At 65.5% G+C, this 22,028-nt stretch carries 16 protein-coding genes; 9 read left to right on the top strand and 7 right to left on the bottom strand.

All coding sequences use genetic code 11. The features are described 5' to 3' along the window. The first annotated feature begins 77 nt into the window (after nt 1–77). The 5 genes from WBG56_RS04325 to WBG56_RS04305 all read left to right on the top strand — a co-directional run bounded on the left by WBG56_RS04325 (nt 78) and on the right by WBG56_RS04305 (nt 8,184). On the top strand, nt 78–2,957 hold the full coding sequence (locus tag WBG56_RS04325; RefSeq protein ID WP_424265581.1) for a 2-oxoglutarate dehydrogenase E1 component: 2,880 nt from the start codon (nt 78–80) through the stop codon (nt 2,955–2,957). Nucleotides 2,958–2,996: 39 nt separating this feature from the next. Beyond that, the gene (odhB, locus tag WBG56_RS04320) at nt 2,997–4,205 is read left to right on the top strand and encodes a 2-oxoglutarate dehydrogenase complex dihydrolipoyllysine-residue succinyltransferase (RefSeq protein ID WP_424265579.1); all 1,209 of its coding nucleotides are present in this window, start codon (nt 2,997–2,999) and stop codon (nt 4,203–4,205) included. A gap of 61 nt (nt 4,206–4,266) precedes the next feature. After that, entirely contained in the window at nt 4,267–5,694 is a 1,428-nt protein-coding gene (gene lpdA / locus WBG56_RS04315) for a dihydrolipoyl dehydrogenase (protein ID WP_424265577.1), read from the top strand. Nucleotides 5,695–5,700: 6 nt separating this feature from the next. Beyond that, a complete protein-coding gene (gene zapE / locus WBG56_RS04310) occupies nt 5,701–6,792 on the top strand; it encodes a cell division protein ZapE (protein WP_424265575.1) in 1,092 nt (363 codons plus the stop codon). 42 nt (nt 6,793–6,834) lie between these two features. Further along, nucleotides 6,835–8,184 carry a tryptophan--tRNA ligase gene (locus tag WBG56_RS04305; protein ID WP_424265573.1) on the top strand — a complete coding sequence of 450 codons (1,350 nt, stop codon included), beginning with the start codon at nt 6,835–6,837 and terminating at the stop codon, nt 8,182–8,184. A 9-nt stretch (nt 8,185–8,193) separates the two neighbouring features. Here WBG56_RS04305 and WBG56_RS04300 read toward each other — a convergent pair whose 3' ends face one another. Beyond that, nucleotides 8,194–9,375 (bottom strand): NAD(P)/FAD-dependent oxidoreductase, encoded by a 1,182-nt coding sequence (locus WBG56_RS04300; protein ID WP_424265571.1) that lies wholly within the window; start codon nt 9,373–9,375, stop codon nt 8,194–8,196. Nucleotides 9,376–9,547: 172 nt separating this feature from the next. Between WBG56_RS04300 and WBG56_RS04295 the strand changes: the two genes are divergently transcribed. Further along, nucleotides 9,548–11,053, top strand: coding sequence for an aldehyde dehydrogenase family protein (locus WBG56_RS04295; RefSeq protein ID WP_424265569.1), 1,506 nt, complete (start codon nt 9,548–9,550; stop codon nt 11,051–11,053). A gap of 67 nt (nt 11,054–11,120) precedes the next feature. On the opposite strand, the gene WBG56_RS04290 is transcribed toward WBG56_RS04295, so the two are convergent. The 5 genes from WBG56_RS04290 to gabT form a co-directional block, all read right to left on the bottom strand. After that, the gene (locus WBG56_RS04290; RefSeq protein ID WP_424265567.1) at nt 11,121–11,969 is read right to left on the bottom strand and encodes an ABC transporter permease; all 849 of its coding nucleotides are present in this window, start codon (nt 11,967–11,969) and stop codon (nt 11,121–11,123) included. A gap of 69 nt (nt 11,970–12,038) precedes the next feature. Beyond that, entirely contained in the window at nt 12,039–13,274 is a 1,236-nt protein-coding gene (locus WBG56_RS04285) for an ABC transporter permease (RefSeq protein ID WP_424265565.1), read from the bottom strand. A gap of 58 nt (nt 13,275–13,332) precedes the next feature. After that, nucleotides 13,333–14,376: an ABC transporter substrate-binding protein gene (locus WBG56_RS04280; protein ID WP_424265563.1), complete on the bottom strand. Its 1,044-nt coding sequence runs from the start codon at nt 14,374–14,376 to the stop codon at nt 13,333–13,335. 36 nt (nt 14,377–14,412) lie between these two features. Next, the gene (locus tag WBG56_RS04275; RefSeq protein WP_424265561.1) at nt 14,413–15,504 is read right to left on the bottom strand and encodes an ABC transporter ATP-binding protein; all 1,092 of its coding nucleotides are present in this window, start codon (nt 15,502–15,504) and stop codon (nt 14,413–14,415) included. 37 nt (nt 15,505–15,541) lie between these two features. Continuing rightward, on the bottom strand, nt 15,542–16,810 hold the full coding sequence (gene gabT, locus WBG56_RS04270; RefSeq protein ID WP_424265559.1) for a 4-aminobutyrate--2-oxoglutarate transaminase: 1,269 nt from the start codon (nt 16,808–16,810) through the stop codon (nt 15,542–15,544). A gap of 104 nt (nt 16,811–16,914) precedes the next feature. Here gabT and WBG56_RS04265 point away from each other — a divergent pair, with 104 nt between their 5' ends. Both WBG56_RS04265 and WBG56_RS04260 read left to right on the top strand, forming a co-directional pair. Next, nucleotides 16,915–18,405 (top strand): PLP-dependent aminotransferase family protein, encoded by a 1,491-nt coding sequence (locus WBG56_RS04265; protein WP_424265557.1) that lies wholly within the window; start codon nt 16,915–16,917, stop codon nt 18,403–18,405. Between the two features lie 23 nt (nt 18,406–18,428). Then, nucleotides 18,429–19,793 (top strand): aspartate aminotransferase family protein, encoded by a 1,365-nt coding sequence (locus tag WBG56_RS04260; protein ID WP_424265555.1) that lies wholly within the window; start codon nt 18,429–18,431, stop codon nt 19,791–19,793. Here WBG56_RS04260 and WBG56_RS04255 read toward each other — a convergent pair. Next, nucleotides 19,732–20,712: a LysR substrate-binding domain-containing protein gene (locus WBG56_RS04255; protein WP_424265553.1), complete on the bottom strand. Its 981-nt coding sequence runs from the start codon at nt 20,710–20,712 to the stop codon at nt 19,732–19,734. The two genes, WBG56_RS04260 and WBG56_RS04255, sit on opposite strands and share 62 nt — an antisense overlap. Before the next feature lie 118 nt (nt 20,713–20,830). Between WBG56_RS04255 and WBG56_RS04250 the strand changes: the two genes are divergently transcribed. Then, nucleotides 20,831–22,018: an acyl-CoA dehydrogenase gene (locus WBG56_RS04250; protein WP_424265551.1), complete on the top strand. Its 1,188-nt coding sequence runs from the start codon at nt 20,831–20,833 to the stop codon at nt 22,016–22,018. Nucleotides 22,019–22,028 lie beyond the last annotated feature (10 nt).

The following is a 22,028-nucleotide window of genomic DNA, read 5'->3' as shown; positions in this document are numbered from 1 at the left end:
TCATCGGTCTGGCCGAGCCGCGGAAGGTTTTTCAATCTGCATCGTTCGGGTGAAGCACCCGTCAGGTGAAGCGCACAATGTCAACGGAACAAGAACTCCAATCTAATTCTTATCTTTTTGGCGCCAACGCGCCTTACGTAGAAGAACTCTACGAAGACTATCTCGATAATCCGGGTTCCATTCCAGACCAGTGGCGCAGCTACTTCGATCAGCTTCAGCACCAGCCGGCTGCTGATGGCCGCGAAGCCACCCGCGATCAGGCTCACGCCCCCATCGTCGCTTCCTTTGCCCTGCGGGCTCGCGAAAACGCCTTTCAGGTGCGGCCGGCGCAGGCATCGGATCAAGCCCTGGCCATCGCCAGCAAACAGGTTTACGTCCAGTCCATCATCGCGGCATATCGCTCGCTGGGTTCGCGCATTGCCCAGCTCGATCCGCTGAAACGCCGCGACCGTCCCGCCATCCCCGAACTGGATCCCGCCTTCTACGGTTTGTCCGAAGCCGATCTGGACCAGATCTATTCGGCGACGAACACCTATTTCACCAAAGCCGACACGATGACCATGCGGGACATCCTGAAGGCGCTGCAGGATACCTATTGCCGCAACGTCGGCGTGGAGTTCATGCATATCTCCGACCCGGCCGTGAAGCGCTGGATCCAGGAACGCCTGGAATCCACCCTGGGGGTGCCCGAATTCACCGTCGAGCAGAAACGCAATATTCTGCAGCAGGTCACCGAAGCCGAAGGCCTGGAACGTTTTCTGCATACGAAATACGTCGGCCAGAAGCGCTTTTCCCTGGAAGGCGGCGAAAGCTTCATCGCCTCCATGGACGAAGTCGTCAATCATGCCGGTGAAAACGGCGTGCAGGAAATCGTCGTCGGCATGGCCCACCGGGGCCGCCTGAATCTGCTGGTCAATATCATGGGCAAGATGCCCGGTGACCTGTTCGCCGAATTCGAGGGCAAGCATACCCAGGCGCTCAGCGACGGCGACGTCAAATACCACAACGGCTTTTCCAGCGACCTGTCCACGCGCGGCGGCCCGCTGCATCTGTCGCTGGCATTCAACCCGTCGCACCTGGAAATCGTCAACCCGGTGGTGGAAGGCAGCGTGCGCGCCCGCCAGGACCGTCGCGCCGATCCCAAGGGCGATCAGGTGCTGCCCGTGCTGGTGCACGGCGACGCGGCCTTCGCCGGTCAGGGCGTGGTCATGGAAACCCTGAATCTGGCTCAGACCCGGGGCTACGGCACCGGCGGCACGCTGCACATCGTCATCAACAACCAGATCGGCTTCACGACCTCCGACCCGCGCGACACGCGCTCCACGCTGTATTGCACGGACGTGGTCAAGATGATCGAAGCCCCGGTCTTCCACGTCAACGGCGACGATCCCGAAGCCGTGGTCTTCGCGACGAAACTGGCCCTGGATTACCGCCAGCAGTTCGGCCACGACGTGGTGGTGGATATCGTCTGCTTCCGCAAATTGGGCCACAACGAGCAGGACACCCCGTCCCTGACCCAGCCGCTGATGTACAAGAGCATCGGCAAGCACCCCGGCACCCGCAAGCTGTACGCGGATCGCCTGGTGGCCCAGGGCATTCTGGCCGACGGCGAGCCCGACCAGATGGTCAAGGACTATCGCCAGCTGATGGAAGACGGCCAGCGCACGGTCGAGCCCGTCCTGACCGACTATAAAAACAAGTACGCCACCGACTGGTCGTCGTTCCTGGGCGCCAAATGGACCGACCATGCCGACACCGGCGTGCCGCTGGCCGAACTGACCCGCATCGGCGAAAAACTGACTCAGGTGCCGGAAGGCTTTACCGTTCACCCCCTGGTCAACAAGCTGCTGAACGACCGTCTGGCCATGGCCCGCGGCGAACACCCGATCGACTGGGGCATGGGCGAGCACCTGGCGTTTGCCACGCTGGTGGCCAATGGCTATGCCATTCGCATCACCGGCCAGGATTCGGGCCGGGGCACGTTCACCCACCGCCATGCGGTGCTGCATGACCAGAAGCGCGAGCGCTGGGATGCCGGGTCCTACATCCCGCTGCAGAACGTCTCCGAAAGCCAGGCGCCGTTCACCGTCATCGACTCGGTGCTCTCCGAAGCTGCCGTGCTGGGTTTCGAGTACGGCTACGCCACGGCGGAACCCAACATCCTCACCATCTGGGAAGCCCAGTTCGGCGACTTCGCCAACGGCGCCCAGGTCGTCATCGACCAGTTCATCGCCTCGGGCGAGGCCAAATGGGGCCGGGCCTGCGGCCTGGTGCTGATGCTGCCGCACGGCTACGAAGGCCAGGGGCCGGAACACTCGTCCGCTCGGATCGAGCGTTTCCTGCAACTGTGCGCCGACAACAACATGCAGGTCGTGCAGCCCACCAATGGCGCGCAGATCTTCCACGTGCTGCGCCGCCAGATGATCCGTCAGTTCCGCAAGCCGCTGGTGATCTTCACGCCCAAGTCGCTGCTGCGCAACAAGGCGGCGACTTCCCCGCTGGACGATCTGGCCACAGGCACCTTCCAGCCTGTCATCGGCGAAGTCAGCGCCGACATCGTGCCGGCGGACGTCAAGCGCGTGCTGGTGTGTTCCGGCAAGGTCTACTACGACCTGGTCCATGCCCGCGACGAACAGAACCGCAAGGACGTCGCCATCCTGCGCATCGAGCAGCTCTATCCGTTCGCGCACAAGTCCTTCCAGACCGAACTGCAGAAGTACGAGAACGCCAAGGAACTGGTCTGGGTGCAGGACGAACCGCAGAACCAGGGGCCGTGGTTCTACGTGCAGCATCATCTGTACGAGAACATGAACGATGGTCAGAAACTGGGCTATGCCGGCCGTCCGGCTTCGGCTTCGCCGGCCGTGGGCTACCTGGCCAAACACCAGGAACAGCAGCACGCCCTGATCGAGCAGGCCTTCGCGCCGAAACTGAAAAGCTTCTCGCTGATCAAATAAACCGACCTATTCAAAGACTGACATACCGGAAAAATCATTATGGCCATTACCGAAGTTCTCGTTCCCCAGCTTTCCGAATCCATCTCCGAAGCCACCTTGCTGAACTGGAAAAAGCAGCCGGGTGAAGCCGTCGAAGCCGATGAGATCCTGATCGAAGTCGAAACGGACAAGGTCGTGCTGGAAGTGCCGGCCCCTGCCTCGGGCGTGTTGTCCGAAATCGTCAAGGGCGACGGCAGCACCGTGACCTCGGGCGAAGTCCTGGCCCGCATCGATACCGCCGCCAAGGCTGCCGCTGCCGCTCCGAAGGCTGAAGCCGCACCTGCCGCCGCAGCCGCACCTGCCGCCGCTGCCGCGGCCCCGGCGCCGGCCGCCAAATCCTCCGCGGCCTCGCCGGCCGCGGGCAAGATCCTGTCCGAAAAAGGCATCGACCCCGCCACGGTGGAAGGCACGGGCCGCGCAGGCCGCGTCACCAAGGGCGATGCCCTGAACGCCTCGGCCGCCGCCGCTCCGGCCACGCCGGCCGCTCCGGTCCCGGTCGGCCTGGACGGGCGCCCGGAACAGCGCGTGCCCATGAGCCGTCTGCGCGCCCGCGTGGCCGAACGCCTGATCCAGTCGCAAACCGAAAACGCCATCCTGACGACCTTCAACGAGGTCAACATGCAGGCCATCATGGATCTGCGCAAGAAATACAAGGAAGCCTTCGAAAAGGAACACGGCGTCAAGCTCGGCTTCACGTCTTTCTTCGTCAAGGCGGCCGTCGCGGCGCTCAAGCGCTATCCGGTGGTCAACGCCTCGGTGGACGGCAAGGACATCATCTACCACGGCTATTTCGACATCGGCGTGGCGGTGGGCAGTCCGCGTGGCCTGGTGGTGCCCATCCTGCGCAATGCCGATCAATTGTCGCTGGCCGACATCGAAAAGCAGATCGCCGACTTCGGGCGCCGCGCCCAGGACGGCAAGCTCACTCTGGATGAACTGACCGGCGGGACCTTCTCGATCTCCAACGGCGGCGTATTCGGTTCGATGCTGTCGACCCCGATTATCAACCCGCCGCAATCGGCCATCCTGGGCATCCATGCCACCAAGGATCGCCCGGTCGCGGAAAACGGTCAGGTCGTGATCCGTCCGATGAACTACCTGGCCCTGTCCTATGACCACCGGATCATCGACGGCCGCGAAGCCGTGCTGGCCCTGGTGGCCATGAAAGAAGCCCTGGAAGACCCGCAGCGCCTGCTGCTGAGCGTCTGATCCACCGCTTTGACGTAATCCGGTACGCACCCTTCGGGGTGCGTCGTTTTGAGAGAAGAACATGGCAAAACAATTTGATGTAATCGTGATCGGTGCGGGCCCCGGTGGCTATATCGCCGCCATCCGCGCCGCCCAGCTGGGTCTGGCCGTGGCCTGCGTGGACGCCTGGAGCAATGCCGCCGGCAAGCCCGCCCCGGGCGGCACCTGCACCAACGTGGGCTGTATCCCGTCCAAGGCGCTGCTGCAGTCCTCCGAACACTACGATCAGGTGAACCATCATTTCGCCGAGCACGGGATCACCGCCAAGGGCGTCAGCCTGGATCTTGCCAAGCTGGTCGGACGCAAGGACACGGTGGTCAAGCAGAACAACGAAGGCATCCTGTATCTGTTCAAGAAGAACAAGGTGTCCTTCTTCCACGGCACGGGGTCGCTGGCGGCCAAGACCGATTTCGGCTGGTCGGTGAAGGTTGCCGGCAAGACCGAGGAAGACCTGGAAGGCCGTCACGTGATCGTCGCGACGGGCTCCAGCGCCCGCGAACTGCCGGGCCTGCCCTTCGACGAGGAACAGATCCTGTCCAATGACGGCGCCCTGCGCATTCCCGCCGTGCCCAAGAAACTGGGTATCATCGGCGCGGGCGTGATCGGCCTGGAAATGGGCAGCGTCTGGCGTCGCCTGGGGTCCGAAGTCACCATCCTGGAAGCCATGCCCGATTTCCTGGGCGCCGTGGACCGCGATGTGGCCAAGGAAGCGCAGAAGGCCCTGACGAAACAAGGCCTGGACATCCAGACCGGCGTGCGCATCGGCGAAGTCAAATCCTCCGCCAAGGGCGTGAACATCCAGTACGCGGACGCCGCCGGCGCTGACCAGAAACTGGCGGTGGATCGGCTGATCGTGTCGATCGGCCGCGTGCCCAACACCCAGGGCCTGGGCGCCGACGTCGTGGGCTTGAAGCTCGACGAGCGCGGCTTCGTGGTGGTCGACGAAGACTGCCGCAGCAATCTGGCCAACGTCTGGGCGGTGGGCGACGTGGTGCGCGGCCCGATGCTGGCGCATAAGGCCGAAGAAGAAGGCGTGGCCGTGGCCGAGCGCATCGCCGGTCAGCACGGGCACGTGAATTTCGACACGATTCCCTGGGTGATCTATACCTCGCCGGAAGTCGCCTGGGTCGGCAAGACCGAACAGGCCCTGAAGGCCGACGGCCGCGATTACAAGGCCGGGTCCTTCCCGTTCATGGCCAATGGCCGCGCGCGCGCCCTGGGCGACACGACCGGCTTCGTCAAGATCCTGGCCGATGCCAAGACCGATGAAGTCCTGGGCGTGCACATCGTCGGGCCGATGGCGTCCGAACTGATTGCCGAAGCCGTCACCATCATGGAATTCCGCGGCGCCGCCGAGGACATCGCCCGGATCTGCCATGCGCACCCGACGCTGTCCGAAGCCGTCAAGGAAGCCGCCCTGGCGGTGGACAAGCGCACGCTGAATCTGTAGTCGCCGATGGATGTCAGCGCGTACTACGCGCAGGCCCTGCGTGAGCGGGGCTTCGTCGCAGACGAGGCCCAGCACGCAGCCGTCGTGCGCCTGCAGCACTACTATGACGACTGGATCGAGTTCAAGCGGCAACGCTCCAGCCGGCTGAAAAAGCTGTTCCTGCACCCGGACGTGCCTCGCGGCGTGTACCTGTGGGGCGGGGTGGGGCGCGGCAAAAGCTTCCTGATGGATGCTTTCTACCTGACGGTGCCCGTCAAGCGCAAGGTCCGCCTGCATTTTCATGAATTCATGCGGGGCGTGCACCGGGAGATCCGCGCCGTCAGCGGCGAGGCCGATCCTCTGGACCACGTCGCCCGCAACATCGCCAAGCGTTATCGCCTGATCTGCTTCGATGAGTTCCACGTCTCCGACGTGGCCGACGCGATGATCCTGTATCGCCTGCTGATGCGCCTGTTCGAATACGGCACGTCATTCGTGATGACGTCGAACTACGAACCGTCCACCTTGTATCCCGATGGTCTGCACCGCGACCGGATCCTGCCGGCCATCGCCCTGATCCAGGACAAGATGGACACCCTGAATGTGGATGCGGGGGTGGATTACCGCCGCCGCACGCTGGCGCAGCTGCGCACCTACATCACGCCCATCGTCGCCGCCACGCGCGACGAGCTGCGATCGGCGTTTGATCGCCTGGCCGACACGGCGGAACAGAAACCGGTCCTGCTGATCGAGAACCGCGAGATCCAGGCCGTGGCCCTGGCCGGGACCGTCGTCTGGTTCGATTTCACGGCCTTGTGCGGCACGCCGCGCTCGCAGAACGACTATCTGGACCTGGCCGATCGTTTCCAGACCATCATCGTGTCGGACGTGCCGCGCATGGCGCCGCGCCAGGCTTCCGAGGCCCGGCGCTTCACCTGGCTGGTGGATGTGCTGTACGACCACAAGGTCAAGCTGATCCTGTCAGCCCAGTGTCCTGCCGATGAACTCTATACTCAGGGGCCGATGTCCAACGAGTTTGCCCGCACGGTGTCGCGTCTGATGGAAATGCAGTCGCGGGAATACCTGGCGGAAACCCGCCGGGCGGCCGTGGTGCTGTAGGGCCGGGCAGGGCGTCCCTTTATCCGAATATCAGGCAGATCGATGAATTCTTCCGCGAAATCCCCGGCGCAGACCCGGGTCCTGACGGGCATCACGACGTCCGGCACCCCTCACCTGGGCAATTATGCCGGGGCCATCCGCCCGGCCATCCAGTCCAGTACGGAACCTGGGGTGGATGCGTTCTTCTTCCTGGCCGATTTCCATGCCTTGATCAAATGCGCCGATCCGGCCCGTGTGGCCCAGTCGCGCATGGAGATCGCCGCCACCTGGATCGCCGCCGGCCTGGATACGGATCGCGTGACCTTCTACCGCCAGTCGGACGTGCCGGAAATCCCGGAACTGTGCTGGATGCTGACCTGCGTGACCGCCAAGGGCCTGATGAACCGGGCGCATGCCTACAAGGCCTCGGTCGACGCCAATGCGCTCAAGGGCGTCGATCCGGACGACGGCGTCACCATGGGGCTGTTTTCCTATCCGGTGCTGATGGCGGCCGACATCCTGATGTTCAACGCCCATCGGGTGCCGGTGGGGCGCGACCAGATCCAGCACCTGGAAATGGCGCGCGATATCGCCCAGCGCTTCAATCACCTGTATGGCCGGGGCCGGGACCTGTTCGTCCTGCCCGAGGTCCAGATCGACGAGGACGTCGCCACGCTGCCCGGCCTGGACGGGCGCAAGATGTCCAAGAGCTACAACAACACGATTCCCCTGTTCGAGGGCGGCGCAAAGGCCTTGAAGGCCGCCGTGGCGCAGATCGTCACGGATTCGCGCCTGCCCGGCGAGCCCAAGGATGCCGAGGCCGCACACCTGTTCACCCTGTATCGGGCGTTTGCCACGACGCGGCAGGCGGCGGAGTTCCGCGCCGCCCTGGAAGGCGGGTTGGGCTGGGGGGACGCCAAGCAGGCCCTGTGCGACCTGATCGAGGCCGAGATCGGCCCCATGCGGGCGCAGTATGCCGATCTGATGGCGCATCCCGATCGCATCGAGGCCATTCTGCAGGCGGGGGCTGAAAAAGCGCGGCGCGTGGCCATGCCGTTCATGGACCAGTTGCGCGAGGCGGTGGGCCTGCGCCAGCCGGCCGCGGCGACCGCCGGTAAAAAGGCCGCCGGCGCCGGCAAGGGCGCGAAGGCCCGGCTGGTGTCCTTTCGCGACGAGGACGGCCGGTTCCGCCAGCGCCTGTTTGCGGCGGATGGGGCGGAGCTGCTGCTGTCCGAACCGTTCGAGGATCCCAAGCTGCTGAATCAGTTGGGCCGCCAACTGGCGCAGGCGGACTTGTCGGCCTTGCAGGCCGATGCGCAGGGGCTGGTCAGTCTGGAAGCGGACGGGCAGCGCTGGGCGCGCTGTGCGGCCGACCGGGTGGAGCAGGTGCGGCAGGCGCTGGCTGCCCTGTGACAGGGCGGTTCAGACGACGTTTCGCTCGATGATCGGTTGCTGGTTCAGGATGCGGCCCCAGCCCAGGCGGCTCAGGTCCAGCGTCTGGAATGTCCCGGTGGTGATGAGTTCGGACAGCGCCCGGCCGATGGCGGGCGCCTGCTGCATGCCGTGACCGCTCAGGCCATTGGCGAAATACAGGTTGTCGATGGCCGGATGCAGGCCCAGGATCAGGTTCTGGTCGAAGACGTTCATGTCGTAATGCCCCGCCCAGCTGCGGCTGCAGCGCAGCGCTTCGAAGGCCGGCACGCGGGCGGCCAGCGTGGGCCACAGGATCTCGTCGAACAGTGTGTGCTGCACGTCGTAGTCGCGGGCGTCCGGGTCCTGGTCCGCCGGAGGGGCGACGCCCATGATGTAGCCCTGGCCTTCGGGGCGGAAATAGGCGCCGCCGGGGTCTATGACCATGGGACAGCCGGGTAATGTCCGGGGGCATTGGACGTAGAAGATGCTGCGTTTGCGGGCATGCACGGGCAGCGTGATGCCGGCGGCCAGCGCCAGTTCGGCGGCGCCGGTGCCTGCGGCGTTCACGACCGCGCCGCAAGAAATGCGCCCGCCGTCGGCCAGCAGCACCCCGCGGATGTGGCCCGCCGCGTGATCCAGGCCCACGACTCGCTGGTTCAGGTATGCGGCCCCCTGGGAAAGCGCCTTGCGCCGCATGCCCTGCATCATGCCGTAGGCATCCAGCCACCCCTCGCCGCTCAGCCCCAGGGCGCCGCCGGCCAGGTCGTCCGTGTTCAGCCACGGGTAGCGCGACTTCAGTTGCGCCGGGTCCAGTAAGGCGATGTCGGCTCCCAGGCTGCTTTGCATGGCGTGGTTTTGACGCAGCGTGGCCAGGCCGGGGGCCGTGGCCAGGAACAGGTAGCCGCCTTCGTGGAAGGCGAGGTCGGGGCAGTCGCCGTCCACGGTCATGACCTGCTTGAATTGACGCAGAAACTGCGTGCCGAAGAGCGACATGCGTATGTTTTCAGGAGTGGAGAACTGGTGGCGGATCGACGCGGCGGACAGGGCTGTGGCGCTGTGCCGGTAGCTGCTGTCGGCCTCGATGACGGCCACCGAGCCGGTGAAATCCGGGGCTGCCGTCAGGAAGTACGCGGTAGCGCTGCCGATGGCGGCGCCGCCGGCGATGACCACGTCGAAATGCTGTTGCGTCATCCGGGGGGCTCCTGGAAGGGGGATGCCGTGCGGGCGGCGTCCCGGGTTTATTGTGGGGCGAAAATTTTCCGGACTCTCTAGGTGTTTTCTATGAGGGGAATGATTGGGGGCCGTTTGCCTGCGTGCTATCCTGACTTCGGTATGTGATTCTTCCCTTCGAGCGGAGCGTCCCATGAAACACCAGGACCTGTTGCGATCCCTTGGCGTGTCCACGGACATCCTGACCGGCGGCGACCTGGCCGTGCATTCGCCCATCGATGGCAGCCGGCTGGCCATGGTGCATTGCCATCTCCCGCAGGACGTTGGTCCGGCGGTGGGCCGGGCGTACGAGGCTTTCCTGAGCTGGCGCGCGGTGCCCGCGCCGCGACGCGGCGAATTGGTGCGTTTGCTGGGCGAGGAACTCCGCGCGCAAAAGCAGGCCCTGGGTCGCCTGGTGTCGCTGGAGGTCGGCAAGATTCCGGCCGAGGGCGAAGGCGAAGTCCAGGAAATGATCGATATCTGCGATCTTGCCGTGGGCCTGTCGCGCCAGTTGTACGGGCGCACCATCGCATCCGAACGCCCCGGCCACCACATGCTGGAAACCTGGCATCCCCTGGGGGTGGTGGGGGTCATTTCCGCTTTCAATTTTCCGGTCGCCGTCTGGTCCTGGAACGCCGCCGTCGCGCTGGTGTGCGGCGACCCCGTCGTCTGGAAGCCATCCGAAAAATCGCCGCTGGCGGCGCTGGCCTGCCAGGCCATCTTCCGGCGGGCCTGCGAACGTTTCGGCGATGACGCTCCGGACTCTCTATTGCAGGTCCTGATCGGTCGCCATGACGTGGGCGCCGCCATGGTGGATGATCCGCGCGTGGCCCTGGTATCCGCCACGGGATCCACGCGCATGGGCCGCGAAGTCGGGCCGCGCGTGGCCAGGCGTTTTGGCCGCTGCCTGTTGGAACTGGGCGGCAACAATGCCATTATCGTGACGCCGTCGGCGGATCTGGACATGGCGGCGCGTGCGATCCTGTTTGGCGCCATCGGCACGGCGGGGCAGCGCTGCACCACGACCCGTCGCCTGATCGTGCACGAGTCCGTGGCCGATGACCTGCTGGCGCGCCTGAAGAAGGCCTACGCCAGCGCTTCGATCGGCAGTCCGCTGGATGCCGGCACCCTGGTGGGGCCGCTGATCGACCAGGCGGCATTCGACCGGATGCAGCAGGCGCTGGACAAGGCGCGTCAAGCCGGTGGGGTCGTCACGGGGGGCGGCCGCGCCCTGGCGGACCGCTATCCCGACGCCTGGTATGCGCGCCCGGCCATCGTGGAAATGCCGGCACAGCAGGAACTGGTGTGCGGCGAAACTTTCGCCCCGATTCTGTACGTGATGCGCTACGCCCGCTTCGCGGATGCCCTGGCCATGCACAATGCGGTTCCGCAGGGGCTGTCATCGGCCATTTTCACGACGGACCTGCGGGAATCCCAGTTCTTCATCAGCGTGGCGGGCTCCGATTGCGGCATCGCCAACGTCAATATCGGCACGTCCGGGGCGGAGATCGGCGGCGCCTTCGGCGGCGAGAAGGAAACCGGCGGCGGGCGGGAATCGGGCTCGGATGCCTGGAAGGCCTACATGAGGCGCGCCACCAATACGATCAATTACTCGCGCGAACTGCCCCTGGCGCAGGGGATACATTTCGGGGGCGATTGATCCGTTTCGCCGGCGCCCTGGCATGGATGGGGGCCAGGGCGGCGCGCGGATGGTGGCCCTGCCCGCATCAGGCGCCGCCGGGATCCATCCGGGTCATCTTGGCGGCCGCTCGGCCGCGCAGCCATTCCAGCACCAGCAGCAGGGCGGTGGAAAACAGGATCAGGATGGTCGCCACGGCGGCGATGATGGGGCTGATGTTTTCGCGGATGCCGGTGAACATCTGGCGCGGCAGCGTCACCTGCTCGGGGCCTGCCAGGAAGAGCGTGATCACGATTTCATCGAAGGCCGTGGCAAAGGCGAACAGCGCGCCGGCGATCACGCCGGGCGCGATGATGGGCAGGGTCACGCGGAAAAACGTGTGGGCGGGCCCGGCCCCCAGGCTGTAGCTGGCGCGCAGCAGGTTGGGGTCGAAGCCTTGCAGCGTGGCCGAGACCGTGGTCACGACGAAAGGCGCGCCGATGGCCGCCAGCGCCAGGATCAGGCCGGTGTAGCTGTTGACCAGCCCGTAGGGGGCGAAGAACAGATAGATGCCCAGGCCGGTGACGACCAGCGGCACGATCATGGGCGAAATCAGGACCGACATCAACAGGCCTTTGCCGCGGAACTGCGCCCGGTGCAGGCCGGCCGCCGCCAGCGTCCCCAGCACGGTCGCCAGGACGGTCGCGGCAGGCGCCACGATGAAGCTGTTGGTGGCGGCGCGGGCCCATTCGTCGGACTGGAAGAGCGCGATGTACCAGCGCAGCGAGAGGGCGTCGATCGGATAGAGCAGCATCGATCCCTGATTGAACGACAAGGGGATGATGACCAGGATCGGCAGCAGCAGGAACAGCAGGATCAGCGCGCACAACAGGCGCAGCGCATAGTGCCAGATGCGTTCGACCAGGGAAAGATAAGGCGGGAATTCTGGGTTGAACATAATCGTCCTTCAGGCCTTCAAAGAGGGAACCGCCGCTTGCCTGTCTGTGGCGGTTCCGGTGTCCGTGCGTCAGCTCAGGGCCAGTTCCTTGCCGGAAATCCTGCGGTACAGGGCGTAGAGCACGAGCGTGCCCGCCAGCAGGATCAGCCCCAGCGCGCTGGCCATGCCCCAGTTGATGGTCTGGTTGGTGAAGTAGGCCACGTAGTAGCTGATCATCTGGTCCGCGGCGCCGCCCAGCAATGCCGGCGTGATGTAGTAGCCGATGGCGATGATGAACACCAGCAGGGAACCGGCGGCGATGCCGGGGTAGGTCTGCGGCACGTAGATGCGCCAGAAGGCGGCGAACGGATGGCTGCCCAGGGAGATGGCGGCCCGCTGATAGGTGGATGGCACTGATTGCATGACACTGTACAGGGGCAGCACCATGAATGGCAGCAGGATATGGACCATGGCGATGTAGACGCCCAGGCGGTTGAACAGCAGGGGCAGCGGCTGGTCGATCAGCCCTATCCGTTCCAGGGCGCTGTTGATCAGGCCTTCGCGCTGCAGCAGGACCACCCAGGCGGCGATGCGCACCAGCACGGACGTCCAGAAGGGAATCAGGATGCAGATCAGGACCAGATTGGCGCGGCGCTTGGGCAGGCGCGTGATCCAGTAGGCAAGGGGGTAGCCCAGGAGCAGCGTGACCAGGGTGACGACCGCGCTGATGATGAAGGTGCGCGAGAAGATGGCCTGGAAGGCCGAGGTGCCGGGCGGAGCGGACACGATGCTGCCCTTGGCGTCCAGTTTCAGGTCCAGGGACGCCAGCAGGTAGTAGGGTGTCCAGGATTTGTCGTTGCTGGCGATGACAGCCCAGTAGGCGGGGTCGGCCCAGCGCTTGTCCAGGTCGATCAGCCGCGCGCGGGCGTCGGGGGCGTCGGCGGCGGGGAAGGGCAGGCGGCGCAGCGTCTTGAAGATCAGCGACCGGTAGCCCGAGATTTCGTAATTCAGCCGTCGGGCCAGTTCGCCGGCGGCGGGAGTGCTTTTGGCATTGCCCAGATCCCGCGCCAGGGCCTGGAAGGCGGCATCCGGCGGTTGGCTGTTCCCGTCCCAGTCGGCCAGCGCCTGCAGCGTGCGGGGCAGGGTGTGGATGACTTCGGGGTTGTCGGCGGCCCGGGTCAGCAGGGAGGCAATGGGGATGATGAAGACGACCAGCAGGAAGATGGCCAGGGGCCCGACCAGCAGCAGCGCGCGCCAGGTTTTCTTCCGCTGGGCGGCTCGCATCGAGCGCCGGATGGCGACGGGATCGTCGAAGGTCGTATCCATGGCAGTGTCCTGACGTAAGGAATGACGGGATGGCCGTCAGGCCATCCCGTGCGCGGGATCAGCGGGCGGCCCAGGCCGTGAAGCGCTGTTCGAGTTCTTCGCCGTGGTCGGTCCAGAATTCGAGGTCGTTGAACAGGGCGTTGCGCGCGTTGGCCGGCGAATTGGGCACGTTGGACAGGACCTCGGGGCTGAGCATGCCGATGGCCTGCTTGCTGATGGGACCGTAGGCGATGTGCTGCGAGTAGGCGGCCTGGGCCTTGGGCGAGCTGGCGTAGCGGACGAAGTCGATGGCCTGGTCCTTGTTGGCCGAGCCGGTGGGGATGACCCAGTAGTCGAAGTCATAGACGCTCTGGTTCCAGACGACCTTCAGGGGCCGGCCCTCGCGTTGCGCCGCGTCGATGCGCCCGTTGTAGGCGGCCGACATCACCACGTCGCCGGCGGACAGCATCTGCGGCGGCTGGGCGCCGGCTTCCCACCATTGGACGTAGGGTTTGATCTCGTCGAGCTTCTTGAAGGCGCGATCCACGCCTTCCGGGGTCGCCAGGACCTTGTAGACGTCCTGCGGCGCGACGCCGTCGGCCATCAGGGCGAATTCGACGTTGTAATGGGCGCCCTTGCGCAGGCCACGTTTGCCGGGGAATTTCTTCACATCCCAGAAGTCGGCCCAGCCGGTGGGGGCGGTCTTGAGCGTGTCGGCGTTGTAGGCCAGCACCGTGGACCAGACGAAGGTGCCCACGCCGCAGTATTTCAGGGCGCCGCGCACCAGATCGCCCTTGTTCAGGATGGATGCCCAGTCGATGTTCTCGTACAGGCCTTCATCGCAGCCGCGGCCCAGGTCGCCGGTTTCGACTTCGACGGCGTCCCAGACGACGTTATGGGACTGGACCATGGCCTTGACCTTGGCCTGTTCGCCGTTATAGGCAACAGGGATGACCTTTTTGCCGGTTTCTTTTTCGTAGGGCTGGATGAAGGCCGCGGTCTGCGCGTCGCCGTTGGCGCCGCCGAAGTTGACCACGGTCAGGTCGCGCGCCTGGGTCGGGGCCTGGAACAGGACCAGGGGCACCGTGACGGCCAGCGCCGTCAGAAGCGGGGTTTTTTTCATGGGATGTCTCCTTTGGTGTGGATATGATGTGACGCTTCAGGGGTGGAAAACACGGACGTGCCCGGGGTCGACCCGCAGAGGGATGCGGGCCCCCGTGGCATGTGTCCCGGCGTCCGCGGCCAGGGGCATCTTGACGAAGAACGTGTCGCTGTCGCCCAGGCGGCAGCGCAGCCGGACGTGATCGCCGAAATAGACTTCATCGACGGTGTCGGCGTGAAAGCGGTTCGGGCCATCGTCGGCGGCGGGCAGGATGCGCTCGGGGCGCATGGCGATGACGCAGGGGCTGCCGACCTGCAGGCCCTGGACGTTCAGGCCGCGCAGCTGCGGGCCGCCGGTGACCTCGACCTCGCACCAGTCGCCGTCCTGGGCGCGGACGGTGCCGGGAAACTGATTGCTGTCGCCCACGAATCCGGCCACGAACCGGTTGCAGGGGGATTCATACAGCGTGTCGGCGCTGCAGACCTGCTGGATGATGCCTTGATCGAAGACGGCGATGCGATTGCTCATGGTCAGGGCTTCGCTCTGGTCGTGGGTGACATAGACGAAGGTGATGCCCAGCTTCCGGTGCAGGGCCTTGAGCTCGAGCTGCATGTGTTCGCGCAGTTGCTTGTCCAGGGCGCCCAGCGGTTCGTCCATGAGCACGATTTTGGGCTCGAAGACCAGGGCGCGCGCCAGCGCGATGCGCTGCTGCTGGCCGCCCGACAGCTGCGCCGGGTAGCGTTTTGCGAAATCCTGCATCTGCACCATCGACAGCGCGTCGTGGATGCGCTGCGCGCGCTGGGACGCAGGCACTTTGCGGACCTTCAGGGGGTATTCGAGATTGCGCTCCACCGTCATATGGGGGAACAGGGCGTAGTTCTGGAACACCATGCCCAGGTTGCGATGGTGCGGCGGGACGTCGTTCAGGCGGCGCCCTTCCAGCAGGATGTCGCCTTGGGTCGGGGATTCGAAGCCGGCGAGCATCATCAGGCAGGTGGTCTTGCCGGAGCCCGAAGGGCCCAGCAGCGAGAGGAATTCGCCGGGATAGATATCGAGATTGAGATCCCGGACGACCAGATGACTTCCGTCATAGGATTTCTGGACGCCCTGGAATCGGACCAGGGGTTCGGGGGCAGGAACGGCAGACATCGGGGGCGGTCTCCGGGAGCGGGTGATCGGGATGGCGTCAGGCTGGGTCAGCCATGGCATCCATCAGGATAGCCAGACCTTCGTCCAGGAGGCCATCCGGGATTGTCAGGGGGAACAGGAAACGGATCACGTTGCCGTAGGCGCCGCAAGTCAGCAGGACCAGGCCGCGTTCCAGGGCGCGCCGCTGGATGCCGGCCGCCGTGTCCGGGTCGGGGTGGCCGTCCGGACGGCGGAATTCGGCGGCGACCATGGCGCCCAGGCCGCGGATCTCGACGATGCGGGGGTGTCTGCGTTCGGCCAGCGCGTGCTTCAGGCGGCTGCCCAGCGCGTCCGCCCGGGCGATCAGTCCCTCGTCCTGGATGACGTCGAGCACCGCCAGAGCGGCGGCGACGGCCAGCGGGTTGCCGCCGTAGGTGCCGCCCAGCGACCCGCGCGGAGCGGCGTCCATCAGTTCGGCCCGGCCGCACACGCCCGACAGCGGCATGCCGCCCGCCAGGCTTTTGGCCATGGTGATCAGGTCCGGAATCACGCCGGAATGCTCGATGGCGAACATCCTGCCGGTGCGGGCGAAACCGGTCTGGACTTCGTCGACGATCAGCAGCATGCCGTGCTCGTCGCAGCGCTGGCGCAGCGCCTGCAGCAGTTCCGGGGGGGCGACGTTGAAGCCGCCTTCGCCCTGGACGGGCTCGATGACGATGGCGGCGACCCGCTGTGGACTGATGTCGGCCTTGAACAGCAGGTCCAGCGCCTTCAGGGAGTCCTGCACGGTCACGCCATCCAGGGCGCTGGGAAAGGGGATGTGATAGACCTCGGCCGGCAGCGGGCCGAAGTCCTGCTTATAGGGGGCGACCTTGCCGGTCAGGGCCATGCCCATGAAGGTGCGGCCATGGAAGGCGCCCGAAAAAGCGATGACGCCGGTGCGCCCGGTGGCGGCGCGGGCGATCTTGACCGCGTTTTCCAGCGCTTCGGCGCCGGTGGTGAAGAAGGCGGTCTTTTTGGCGTGGCCGCCGGGCGTCAGGCGGTTGATGCGCTCGGCCAGCTGGACGTAGGACCCGTAGGGGGCGACCTGGAAGGCCGTGTGGGTGAAAGCGTCGAGCTGGTTACGGATGGCCTGGACGATGCGGGGATGGCAATGGCCGGTGTTGGCGACGGCGATGCCGGCCGCGAAATCGATGTAGCGCCGGCCTTCCACGTCCCAGAGTTCCGCGTTGAGGGCGCGTTGGGCGTAGAAATCGCAGGTGATGCCGATGCCGTTTGGAATGGCCGAGTTCTTGCGTTGCTGCCAGTCCTGATTCAGGTCCGTCATGTTTGTCTCCTGGTAGGCGGGTATTTCCGCACTCGTTTTTTTTTACTATACTGATCTTTTGGTTTGTCAAATAGATCCATTTAAATAAAATTAATGGGGCCAATTTGGAATCCTTTATTCTCTCTGAATGGCTGTTGCAGAACTTCGGCGCTCCTGGTGATAGTCCTGCTTATCATCGCTTGTATCAGCTGATCTGTAGAGCCATTCTCGAAGGACACCTGAGCGCGGGCGCCCGTTTGCCGTCTTCCCGCGATCTGGCCTCCGAACTGGGGATCGCGCGCAATACGGTGCTGCAGGTGTACGACCAGCTGTCCGAGGAAGGCTATGTGCATGCCGGCGTGGGCCGCGGCACCTATGTCCAGGACATCAGCCAGGATCTGGTCGATCCGCCCGCCGCCAAGAGCGATGCGCCAGAGCACGCGGCGGTCCACCCGGACAGCGTCCATGATCTGTCGCGCCGGGGGCGCGCGCTGGTGTCGCGGCTGGGGTTTTCCAATCTCCAGTCGGGCGCTTTCATGCCGGGCATTCCCGATGTGCGCGAATTTCCGCTGAAGACCTGGTCCAGAATCCAGAACCGCCTGTGGCGCAGCGAACCCTGGGACTTGATGCGCTATGCCCCCGCCGGGGGCCATGGCCCCGCGCGCCAGGCGATCTCGGATTATCTCGGCAGCGTGCGCGCCGTGCGCAGCTCGGCCCAGCAGGTCGTCATGACGACCGGCATCCACCAGGGGGTCGACGTGGCGATCCGGCTGCTGTGCGATCCGGGCGATACGGTCTGGATCGAGGAACCCGCCTATTGGGGGGTGCGCAATCTCTTGCTGAGCGCCGGCCTGCGCCTGGTGCCGATCCGGGTCGACGAGGAAGGCATCTGTCCCGGCGAAGCCGAATACGCCCGCCCGCCGCGCCTGATCGTGGTGGCGCCGTCGCACCAGTACCCCCTGGGCATGGTGATGAGCCTGGCGCGGCGGCGCATGCTGCTGGACTATGCGCGCCAGGTGTCCTGCTGGATCATCGAGGACGATTACGACAGCGAGTTCCGCTACGGTTCACGGCCGCTGGCATCCCTGCAGGGCATGGATGAGTCGGGTCGCGTGCTGTACGCGGGCAGCTTCAGCAAGACGCTGTGCCCCGGCCTGCGGGTGGGATTCCTGGTGGTGCCGGAGCCGCTGGCCGACGCCTTCGCCGATGCGGTGGCCGAGCTGTACCGCGAGGGCAACATGATGAACCAGGCGGTGCTGGCGGAGTTCATCCGCGAGGGGCACCTGGCCCAGCATATCCGTCGCGTCCGGCGCCGCTACGCGGAACGCCGCACCTGCCTGATCGATCAGATCCACGGTCATTTCGGCAATACGCTGGAAATCGTCGGCGGTGACGCCGGCCTGCACCTGATTCTGGCGCTGCCCGAAGGCGTGGACGACACCCTGGTGGTGCGCGACGGCCTGCAGCAAGGGGTGGTGACACGCGCCCTGAGCACGTATTACCTGGAGCGGGCCCATGCCCGCCCCGGTCTGTTGCTGGGTTATGCCGGGGTCAGCCCGGAAGAAATCCGGCCCGCCTTCGACGCGCTGGCGCGCGTGATCGGCGCTTATCTTTGACTTCGCCCAAAAGGGATTCCGCCATGAATGCATCCGACAGCCTGGCTCACAGCGATGTGGCCTATCAATTCCACTCATACACCAACGCCCAGCGCCTCCGCGAGGAAGGCCCCTGCATCATGGCGCGCGGCGACGGGATCTATGTCCACGATACGGAGGGCAAACAGTACATCGAGGGCATGGCGGGGCTCTGGAGCGTCGCGGTGGGGTTCAGCGAGCCGCGATTGGCGCAGGCGGCCTACCGCCAGATGCAGAATCTGCCCTTCTATCATACGTTCAGCCAGAAATCGAACATCCCGTCGATCGAACTGGCGGAAAAACTGATCGGCTTGACCGGCGGACGCATGTCCCAGGCGTTTTTCACCAACTCCGGGTCCGAGGCCAACGATACGATCGTCAAGATGGTCTGGTACTACAACAATGCGCTGGGCCGCCCCGAAAAAAAGAAGATCATCGCCCGCGAACGCGGTTATCACGGCGTGACCGTGGCGTCGGCCAGCCTGACGGGGCTGGCGGGCAATCACCGCAGCTTCGATCTGCCGTTGCCGCGCATCCATCATGTGCGCTGTCCGCATTGGTACCGCGAAGGCAAGCCCGGCGAGACCGAGGCCCAGTTCGGCGACCGCCTGGCGGCCGAACTCGAGGCCCTGATCCTGAAGGAAGGCCCGGAAACGGTGGCGGCCTTCATCGGCGAACCGGTCATGGGCGCCGGCGGCGTGATCGTGCCCCCCGAAGCCTACTGGCCCAAGATGCAGGCGGTGTGCCGCAAGTACGACGTGCTGGTGATCGCCGACGAGGTCATCACCGGTTTCGGGCGCACGGGCCGCCTGTTCGCGTCGGACGTGTTCGGCATCGAACCCGATTTCATGACCTTGTCCAAGCAGTTGACCTCGTCCTATCAGCCGTTGGCGGCTGTGCTGATGAACGAGCGGGTGGCCTCCGTCCTGATCCGCCACAGCGGCGAACTGGGCAGCTTCGGACATGGCTACACCGCCAGCGGCCACCCCGTGGCCACGGCGGTGGCGCTCGAGAACATCCGCATCATCGAGGAGCGCGGCCTGGTGGACAATGCCGCTGCGGTGGGCGCGGTGCTGCAGCGCCGGCTGCGGGAACTGTCCAGCCACCCGCTGGTGGGCGAGGTGCGCGGCGTCGGACTGATCGCGGCGGTCGAGCTGGTCACCGACAAGGCGGCCCGCACACCCTTCGACCCCTCGGGCAAGGCAGGGTCCCTGGTGGTGCGCCAGGCCCAGGACAACGGGCTGATCCTGCGCGGCATTCAGGACAGCGTGGCTTTTTGCCCGCCCTTGATCATCACCGAGGCGCAGGTCAATACGCTGGTGGATCGTTTTGCGCAGTCGCTGGATGAGGTGACGGGCGCGCTGCGGTGACGTCGGCCGTCGGGGCCGGGGGGCTGTCCCGCTGCGGCCCGTCGGGCCGGGCTTGCTCCACCAGCCAGTCCCGGAACTGTATCAGGGCGGGCAGGGCGGTCTTGCGTTCCGGCACGATCAGGTGAAAGGCCCGCTGCCCCGGGCCGCTGTGGGGGTTCAGGATGCGCAGCGCGTCCTGGTCCAGCTCCTGCTGGATCAGGAAAGGCGGGATCAGCGCCACCCCCAGCCCGTCCGCGGCAGCCTGGGACAGCATGGAAAACAGCTCCAGCTGCATGCCAGCCATGTCGGCGGGGGCGCTGACCCCGGCCGAGACGAACCAGTCGCGCCAGGCGGTGGGACGCGTGCTTTGCTGCAGCAGGGGCAGGGCCGCGATCGCAGCGGCATCCAGGGGCCCGTGGGCCAGCCGGGGGCTGCAGACCGGCACGGGGTTTTCGCGCATCAGGAAATAGGCCTGGGTGCCGGGCCAGCCGGGGTCGCCGGAATAGATGGCGGCGTCGAATTCCGTGTCGTCGAACAGGAACGGGCGGGTGCGGGTCGCCATGTTCACCTGCAGTCCGGGGCCGCAGCCCCGGGGGCCGGCCAGCCTGGGCAGCAGCCAGCGGGTGGCGAAGGTCGGCACGACCGCCAGGTCCACCACGCCGCCGCCCTGGTGCGCCATGATCGCCAGGGTATCGCGTTCGATGGCGTCGAGTTGGCGGCGCACCAGCCGGCCATAGCGTTCGCCCGCGTCGGTCAGGCGCACGCCGCGCCGGACCCGGTCGAACAGCGGCACGCCGACGAAGGCCTCCAGGGTGGCGATCTGGCGGCAGATGGCCCCCTGGGTCAGGGATAATTCCTGCGCTGCGTGGGTGAAGCTCTGGTGGCGGGCGGCGGCCTCGAAAGCCTGCAGCGCGGTGGTGCTGGGCAGACGTTTACGCATGACGGTGCGGATGTGGAGTGATTAAATCTCACAGATTCATCAGTTTATATCGTTTGCGACGCTGCCGCGCTATCGTTAGTATGCAAAATCATCACTTTGATCTTTCAGGAGCCTGAGCATGTCCTCGTCCCGCCCCCAGTTCCAATGGCTTGATCCCCTGCTGCTGGACCAACAGCTGACCGACACGGAACGCATGGTGCGCGACGCGGCTCGCGCCTATTGTCAGGACCGTCTGCTGCCGCGCGTCCAGGACGCCTTCCGTCATGAAAAAACGGATACCGCGATTTTCCGCGAGATGGGCGAACTGGGCCTGCTGGGGGCGACGATTCCGGAACAATACGGCGGGGCCGGCATGAATTATGTCTGCTACGGCCTGATCGCCCGCGAGGTCGAGCGCGTGGATTCCGGCTACCGTTCGATGATGAGTGTGCAAAGCTCACTGGTCATGGTGCCCATCAATGCCTTCGGCACGGCGGCCCAGAAGGAAAAGTACCTGCCCAAGCTGGCCAGCGGCGAATGGATCGGCTGTTTCGGCCTGACCGAACCGGATCACGGGTCGGACCCGGGTTCGATGGTGACCCGGGCCAAGAAAGTGCCGGGCGGCTACAGCCTGTCGGGCGCCAAGACCTGGATCACCAACAGCCCGATCGCCGATGTGTTCGTCGTCTGGGCCAAGGACGATGCGGGCGATATTCGCGGCTTCATCCTGGAAAAGGGCTGGAAAGGCCTGTCGGCGCCGGCCATCCACGGCAAGGTCGGCCTGCGGGCCTCGATCACCGGCGAAATCGTGCTGGACGAGGTCTTCGTCCCTGAAGACAACATCTTCCCGGACGTGCGCGGCCTGAAAGGCCCCTTCACCTGCCTGAATTCCGCCCGCTACGGCATTGCCTGGGGCGCGTTGGGGGCGGCCGAGGCCTGCTATGAAACCGCCCGCCAGTACGTGCTGGATCGCAAGCAGTTCGGCCGGCCGCTGGCGGCCAATCAGCTTGTCCAGAAAAAGCTGGCCGACATGCTGACTGAAATCACGCTGGGCCTGCAGGCCGTGCTGCGCGTGGGCCGCCTGAAGGACGAAGGCGCGGCGCCGGTGGAAATCACCTCCATCATCAAGCGCAATTCCTGCGGCAAGGCGCTGGACATCGCCCGCACGGCCCGCGACATGCTGGGCGGCAATGGGATCTCGGACGAATTCTGCATCGCCCGCCACCTGGTCAACCTGGAAGTGGTGAACACCTACGAGGGCACGCACGACGTGCATGCCCTGATCCTGGGGCGCGCCATCACCGGCATTGCCGCTTTCGCGAACTGAGGGGCAAGTC

The sequence above is a fragment of the Castellaniella sp. genome (assembly GCF_049671645.1).
In the GTDB taxonomy this organism is placed as follows: domain Bacteria; phylum Pseudomonadota; class Gammaproteobacteria; order Burkholderiales; family Burkholderiaceae_B; genus Castellaniella.
The sequence above is the reverse complement of the archived record's forward strand: the minus strand, read 5'-3'. Positions and strand labels throughout refer to the sequence as shown.

Bases quoted from the DNA above. Each gene is read 5' to 3' on its own strand.
- WBG56_RS04300 (WP_424265571.1), bottom strand. From the start codon at position 9,375: ATGACGCAACAGCATTTCGACGTGGTCATCGCCGGCGGCGCCGCCATC.
- WBG56_RS04280 (WP_424265563.1), bottom strand. From the start codon at position 14,376: ATGAAAAAAACCCCGCTTCTGACGGCGCTGGCCGTCACGGTGCCCCTG.
- WBG56_RS04275 (WP_424265561.1), bottom strand. From the start codon at position 15,504: ATGTCTGCCGTTCCTGCCCCCGAACCCCTGGTCCGATTCCAGGGCGTC.
- WBG56_RS04250 (WP_424265551.1), top strand. From the start codon at position 20,831: ATGTCCTCGTCCCGCCCCCAGTTCCAATGGCTTGATCCCCTGCTGCTG.
- WBG56_RS04285 (WP_424265565.1), bottom strand. From the start codon at position 13,274: ATGGATACGACCTTCGACGATCCCGTCGCCATCCGGCGCTCGATGCGA.
- odhB (WP_424265579.1), top strand. From the start codon at position 2,997: ATGGCCATTACCGAAGTTCTCGTTCCCCAGCTTTCCGAATCCATCTCC.
- WBG56_RS04260 (WP_424265555.1), top strand. From the start codon at position 18,429: ATGAATGCATCCGACAGCCTGGCTCACAGCGATGTGGCCTATCAATTC.
- WBG56_RS04295 (WP_424265569.1), top strand. From the start codon at position 9,548: ATGAAACACCAGGACCTGTTGCGATCCCTTGGCGTGTCCACGGACATC.
- lpdA (WP_424265577.1), top strand. From the start codon at position 4,267: ATGGCAAAACAATTTGATGTAATCGTGATCGGTGCGGGCCCCGGTGGC.
- gabT (WP_424265559.1), bottom strand. From the start codon at position 16,810: ATGACGGACCTGAATCAGGACTGGCAGCAACGCAAGAACTCGGCCATT.
- WBG56_RS04255 (WP_424265553.1), bottom strand. From the start codon at position 20,712: ATGCGTAAACGTCTGCCCAGCACCACCGCGCTGCAGGCTTTCGAGGCC.
- WBG56_RS04305 (WP_424265573.1), top strand. From the start codon at position 6,835: ATGAATTCTTCCGCGAAATCCCCGGCGCAGACCCGGGTCCTGACGGGC.
- WBG56_RS04325 (WP_424265581.1), top strand. From the start codon at position 78: ATGTCAACGGAACAAGAACTCCAATCTAATTCTTATCTTTTTGGCGCC.
- zapE (WP_424265575.1), top strand. From the start codon at position 5,701: ATGGATGTCAGCGCGTACTACGCGCAGGCCCTGCGTGAGCGGGGCTTC.
- WBG56_RS04290 (WP_424265567.1), bottom strand. From the start codon at position 11,969: ATGTTCAACCCAGAATTCCCGCCTTATCTTTCCCTGGTCGAACGCATC.